This window comes from Streptomyces sp. NPDC059456 (assembly GCF_042750055.1).
GTDB lineage: Bacteria > Actinomycetota > Actinomycetes > Streptomycetales > Streptomycetaceae > Streptomyces.
The window spans coordinates 1-1,932 of sequence record NZ_JBHYVA010001035.1 but is presented as its reverse complement, the minus strand read 5'-3'; the positions used below and the strand labels follow the sequence as shown (position 1 = coordinate 1,932).

Below are 1,932 nucleotides of genomic sequence, written 5' to 3'. Positions count from 1 at the left end.
GCGGCTGAGGGGGTAGGAGTGCCGACCCGTGGCCTCGTCGATTTCCGAGTGGGCCTTCTGCAGCATCTGGGACGCGAGATCCATCAGCGCGCGAGCGCCTGCGATCTCTTCCCCGACCCGCAGCTGCTCCGGGTCGGAGGGGTGGCGCATGGCGTAGCCGTGCGCCCTCATCTCGGAGCCGTCGCCGAGTCTGACCATGGCCGCCGCGCTGGTGCGGTGGCCTTCCTCGGTGAACTCGAGCTCCACGTGCCACCCGACGAGTGTGGGCATGGTGCATCACCTCCAGGGGGTCACCCTGTCTCCAGGGTGCGCCCGGGGGTCGGGGAACGCGAGCGGGGAGGGGCCGGTCCGGGCCGGTCGGCGCCGGGCCGTTGAAGATTTTTTCGGCGGGCTGTCACACACGTGCGGCGCCGCGGGTCATGACGGTGAAGAGCTCAACGAAGCCGCCCGATGAGGAGCACCTGATGTCCACCACCGCAACCGTCGTCACCATCGTCGCCGCTGTCATGGCGGGCTTCTCGGGCGCCTCGGTCTTCCTCCGCGCCACGTACGTGGTCGGGCCGCTGGCCGACTACGGGGTCCCCCGGTCGTGGTGGAACCTGCTGGGCGCGGCGAAGACCGCGGGCGGCATCGGCCTCCTCGCCGGCTTCTTCGTCCCGGTGATCGGTCTGCTCGCCGCCATGGGGCTGATGCTGTACTTCACCGGGGCCGTGATCGCCGTCCTGCGGGCCCGTGCCTTCGGACACGCCCCGTTCCCCCTCGTGTACATGGCCCCCGTCGTCGCCGCCCTGCTGCTCGGCTTCCCCGGCTGACCGGCCGGCCGCCGAACAGCCCGCTCCCCCGGCCGTCACCGCCGGGGTGGCGGGCGACGGCTCGTGTCCGCCGGCACCGCCGGCACCTCCGACTGGCCCCGGTCCGAAGGACGTTGCCGTCCGGACCGGCTTGCACGGCCACCCGTGGCCGTCGGGGCTAAGGTCGTCAGAGGGAAGAACGTACGGGGGAGGCATCCGATGACGGCTACCGAGACGGCCGGGGGCACGGACACCGAGTGGTCCGCGGGGCCGGGGCGGTCGATGGGGGCGGTACTGGTCTTGGCGTCGCTGATACCGGCGCTGATCTGCGGCTTCGTGTTCGCCGCATGGCTGCCGTCCGCCATCGGGCGCTACGACGCCTACACGGCGGCGGCGCCGTGCCCCGCCCCCGAGGCGGGGGCGGGGGCCGAGGCGGGGGACTGTCTGCTCACCGTCCCGTTCACCGTCGACGCGACGGTGGTCAAGGAGCACGGCCGGGGCAACCGGTTCAAGGCCGTCCTCTCCGGCGGACCCGCAGGCAACGGGACCGTGTCCTTCGGCGATCCGGGGCCCGTCCTCGCCGGGCTCACCCCGGGCGAGCAGGTGACCGGCGTCGTCTGGCGCGGCACGGTCACGGCGATCGTCAAGGACGGCCTCCGGCAGGCTTCCGCCGACGAACCGCGCGACGAAGCGCAGATCACGGCCGGTCTGGGCACGTTCGCGGGCCTCCTGGCGGCCCTGGGTCTGGGCTTCGCCGCGGCGTACGCCGCCGGGTTCGGCGGGCGGCAGCCCTGGACCTGGCGGTCCCTCGGAAAGCCGCTGGTCATCGGCGCGGCGGTGACCTGCGCGGGTGTGGCGGTCCCCGCGTTCGTGATCGGTCTGCCGTGGTGGGTCGTGCCCGCGGTCGCCGTGCCGTTCGTGGCGTTCGCGTCCGGGCAGCTGTACCGCTACCGCCGGTCGGCGACGGGCTCCGGCCCGGCGGAGTGACGGACTCCCGTCCCGCTCCGTGAACCACCGCGCCGGCCCCGCCTACGCTGCCCCGCATGGGCGGAGCGCGGCGGGCGGGGTGGTGACGGGCGGCAGGTCGGCGGCCTCGGCGGTGTGGCTGCGGGGCGGCAGCGACTTGAGGCGGGCCGGGAGG

General features: G+C 74.1%; 3 protein-coding genes. 2 read left to right on the top strand and 1 reads right to left on the bottom strand.

Annotated features, from left to right (window positions below; all coding sequences use genetic code 11):
- On the bottom strand, positions 1 to 270 hold a 270-nt coding region (locus ACFXA3_RS41870; RefSeq protein WP_327284741.1), incomplete at its 3' end, for a DUF1876 domain-containing protein.
- Between the two features lie 194 nt (positions 271 to 464).
- On the opposite strand from ACFXA3_RS41870, the gene ACFXA3_RS41865 reads away from it, so the two are divergent.
- Together ACFXA3_RS41865 and ACFXA3_RS41860 are read left to right on the top strand one after the other, a co-directional pair.
- A complete protein-coding gene (locus ACFXA3_RS41865; protein WP_385196651.1) occupies positions 465 to 812 on the top strand; it encodes a DoxX family protein in 348 nt (115 codons plus the stop codon).
- Between the two features lie 198 nt (positions 813 to 1,010).
- Positions 1,011 to 1,778 (top strand): hypothetical protein, encoded by a 768-nt coding sequence (locus tag ACFXA3_RS41860; protein ID WP_385196649.1) that lies wholly within the window; start codon positions 1,011 to 1,013, stop codon positions 1,776 to 1,778.
- Positions 1,779 to 1,932: the final 154 nt, after the last annotated feature.

Bases quoted from the DNA above. Each gene is read 5' to 3' on its own strand.
- ACFXA3_RS41865 (WP_385196651.1), top strand. From the start codon at position 465: ATGTCCACCACCGCAACCGTCGTCACCATCGTCGCCGCTGTCATGGCG.
- ACFXA3_RS41860 (WP_385196649.1), top strand. From the start codon at position 1,011: ATGACGGCTACCGAGACGGCCGGGGGCACGGACACCGAGTGGTCCGCG.